The organism is Mesorhizobium sp. M7A.F.Ca.CA.003.01.2.1 (assembly GCF_003998945.1).
Lineage (GTDB): Bacteria > Pseudomonadota > Alphaproteobacteria > Rhizobiales > Rhizobiaceae > Mesorhizobium > Mesorhizobium ciceri.
The window spans coordinates 1-2828 of record NZ_RZRA01000772.1 but is presented as its reverse complement, the minus strand read 5'-3'; the positions used below and the strand labels follow the sequence as shown (position 1 = coordinate 2828).

Below are 2828 nucleotides of genomic sequence, written 5' to 3'. Positions count from 1 at the left end.
ACGCAGATGCCGATCACCGCCAGCACGACGGGCGGCAGGTTGAACACCGGCTCGCGCCGCGGCTCGGGCGCGCCCTCGACCGGGTCGGCTTCCGAGGGAATTACCGGTTCACTCATTTGAAATTGCACTCACTGCGGGATTCCAGGTTCGAGCATCTAGATTAACGCGGACCGAACAGCAAACCGCGAATCATCTGGCGCGAATCAAAAAAGAAGCCGTTCAAGGTTTCCCTTGAACGGCCGGTCGAGCCCCCTGCTCCCCTAAAACTCTGACTGAAGTGCTGCCGATCGTCGCGAAACGACCGCTTCTGGAGTGGTTTTTGTGTGCCACGGGGCTGGCTCAGACGCAACGTAAACCACTTGTTAACCTTAACGACCCCGACCCGTGAACAAGTGTTAACGACGCTGGCACGCTTCCTGCTCCGCAACGCATGTAGGTCCTCGGAGGGCGCCCTTCTGTTCACCGATGGGACATCAGACGACAGATTGCGCGGAGCAGCATAGCATGAACCAGAATGGATCGATCACGCTGTTCCAATATTGGAACCGCCTGCGTGATGGACGCCCCGCCCCGAAGCGTTCGGAGGTCGAACCGGCCGACATCAAGTCGCTGCTGGCCGACACCTTTATCCTGGAACGTGACACGCGCGGACAGGCCGTATTCCGGCTGGCCGGCACGAGGCTTTGCGCCTGCTACGGCCGCGAGCTCAAGGGGTTTTCCTTTCCATCGCTGTGGCGCGAGAAGGACCAGCGGCTCGTCTCGCGCCTGATCCATGGCGTGTTCGAGCAGAAATCGGTCGTGCTCATCAGCTATGAGGGCTTCAGCCGCAACGGGCGCTCCAATAAGTTCGAACTGCTTGCCCTGCCGCTGGACGGCGGCGTCGAAAATCCGCGCTGCCTGGGCGTCATCAGCGCCGTGGAGAAACCCTTCTGGCTGGGTGCCGATCCGATCACCGATGCGTTGATCGATTCAATCCGCGTCATAGATCCGGAGAAGGAGCTTCTGAACAATCGCCCGGCGATCGATGTTCCCTCGCTTGTTCCCGATGAACTTGGGGCACCCGAGACGATCTCGGCGCTCGGCCGGGTGCGTCGCATCCGTCATCTCGTCGTCTTCGATGGCGGGCGCGAGGAATAGTCCGCTGTTTTTTGAGACCTGATGCACGTCGCCCAAAACTGCGCGGCGGTTTTGGCACCACGGCCTGCAAAAAGGAAAACGCTGGAGCGCCCGCTTTTCCCCTTTGTTAACCCGCTTTGTTGTACTTCTGTGATGAAGTTCCTCGCATCGGCGCGCGGGATGCCAAACGGGGTGTAGGCAGTCATGAGGTCAGCGGCGGTCGACTATGCGCCGTCCCAAGCTGAAAGGCGAAACTTTCAGCGCGTCCGGGTTAAAATTTACGGACGCTTCATGCTGGAAGACCGCACCGAACATCCCTGCCAGGTCGTCGACATGTCACCGGGCAATGTCGCGTTTCGCACCGACCGCATCGGCATGCCCGGCGAAAAAATCATCGCCTACATCGATCATATCGGCCGCATCGAAGGCGTCGTCACACGCACCCTGCAGGACGGTTTCGCAATGACCGTCATTGCGTCGGATCGCAAGAAGGACAAGCTGGCCGCGCAATTGACCTGGCTGGCCAACAAGCATGAACTCGACCTGCCGGAAGATCGCCGCCACGAGCGCGTCGCACCGCGCAATCCGACAAGCGTGCTGCAGCTCACCGACGGCCGCCAGTACCAGTGCCGCATCATCGACCTTTCGCTCTCCGGCGCCGCTGTCGAAATCGACGTCAAACCGGCGATCGGCATCCAGGTCATGCTTGGCACCATGCGCGGGCAGGTCGTGCGTCATTTCGAGGACGGCGTCGCCATCGAATTCGCTGTGATCCAGCGTCCCGAAACGCTTGATTCCGAATTCAACACGCCACGCGCCTGAGCAGGCCCGACAGCAACATTCCAGGAACCGGCCCTTGCGGCCGGTTTTTTGTTTTCGACGCCATGGCATGCTTCGGCCGCTGTTGGAGGGGCCTGGAAGCCCTCCGCCCCCGTCGTGAGGGGCCCCAATATCCAAACGAATTAATACTCAAATGATTCAAATTTTACGTTTATTCTATTGGACTTTTACTCAATATCTACTTCGCGCTTTTGCGTCAAATAAATCCACATGTGGCAATGTCTCCTTCGAACGGGGAGACTACAACAATGAAGAAAACGAGGGGCAAGCTGTTGCTGGCGGCAATGGCGATGCAGCTTTCCGCTTGGGGATCAGCATATGCCGCGGGACCGGCCTATATGCACACCGGCGGACGCACCACCCAGCCTGTTGGTCACTATGAGTTCTGCCAGCGCATTCCCGGCGAATGCAGCGAACGGACCCGCAGGGGTGCGCCGGTCGAACTGACCCGCAAGCTGTGGGCGACGATCGTCAACATCAACAATTCGGTCAACACCCGCATCAAGCCGCGCACCGACATGGAAAACTACGGTGTCGAGGAATATTGGGCCTATCCGGCCAATGGCTATGGCGATTGCGAGGATTACGCGCTGGAAAAGCGCCGCGAGTTGATGGATGTGGGCGTCCCCGCCGGCAATCTGCTGATGACGGTGGCGCGCCAGCCGAATGGCGACGGCCACGCGGTGCTGACCGTGCGCACCAGCCTCGGAGAATTCATCCTCGACAATCTTGAGACCAAGGTCCTGTCCTGGACGGACACCGACTACACCTATCTCAAGCGCCAGTCGGACCAGAATTCCGGCGTTTGGGTGACGATCAATGACGGCCGCTCCGACGCGGTCGCCAGCGTCCGCTAAAACAGAGCTCAAGCG

The 2828-nt window shown here is 59.6% G+C and carries 3 protein-coding genes and 1 pseudogene; 3 read left to right on the top strand and 1 reads right to left on the bottom strand.

All coding sequences use genetic code 11. The annotated features are described in order from the left end of the window. Positions 1-116 (bottom strand): annotated as a pseudogene (locus EN969_RS36260) (rhomboid family intramembrane serine protease); the annotation flags it as partial. A 388-nt stretch (positions 117-504) separates the two neighbouring features. On the opposite strand from EN969_RS36260, the gene EN969_RS25275 reads away from it, so the two are divergent. The 3 genes from EN969_RS25275 to EN969_RS25265 all read left to right on the top strand — a co-directional run bounded on the left by EN969_RS25275 (position 505) and on the right by EN969_RS25265 (position 2813). Beyond that, on the top strand, positions 505-1137 hold the full coding sequence (locus EN969_RS25275; protein WP_024503876.1) for a PAS domain-containing protein: 633 nt from the start codon (positions 505-507) through the stop codon (positions 1135-1137). Between the two features lie 183 nt (positions 1138-1320). After that, positions 1321-1938, top strand: coding sequence for a PilZ domain-containing protein (locus EN969_RS25270; protein WP_013531341.1), 618 nt, complete (start codon positions 1321-1323; stop codon positions 1936-1938). 266 nt (positions 1939-2204) lie between these two features. Further along, positions 2205-2813 carry a transglutaminase-like cysteine peptidase gene (locus EN969_RS25265; protein WP_063168098.1) on the top strand — a complete coding sequence of 203 codons (609 nt, stop codon included), beginning with the start codon at positions 2205-2207 and terminating at the stop codon, positions 2811-2813. The last annotated feature ends 15 nt before the right edge of the window (positions 2814-2828 follow it).